Below are 263 nucleotides of genomic sequence, written 5' to 3' on the forward strand. Positions count from 1 at the left end.
AGCTGACACTATGAGATGGGCCCGCGGCGCATTAGCTAGTAGGTGAGGTAACGGCTCACCTAGGCGACGATGCGTAGCCGACCTGAGAGGGTGATCGGCCACACTGGGACTGAGACACGGCCCAGACTCCTACGGGAGGCAGCAGTAGGGAATCTTCGGCAATGGACGAAAGTCTGACCGAGCAACGCCGCGTGAGTGATGAAGGTTTTCGGATCGTAAAACTCTGTTGTCAGGGAAGAACAAGTACGAGAGTAACTGCTCGT

1 rRNA gene is annotated in these 263 nt (G+C 56.3%); it reads left to right on the forward strand.

Annotation, left to right across the window (positions count from 1 at the left end):
• Window positions 1–263, forward strand: a 16S ribosomal RNA gene (locus WD019_RS21840); the annotation flags it as partial.

Origin of the sequence: Fictibacillus sp. Mic-4 (genome assembly GCF_049843615.1) — a bacterium.
Lineage (GTDB): Bacteria > Bacillota > Bacilli > Bacillales > Fictibacillaceae > Fictibacillus_A > Fictibacillus_A gelatini.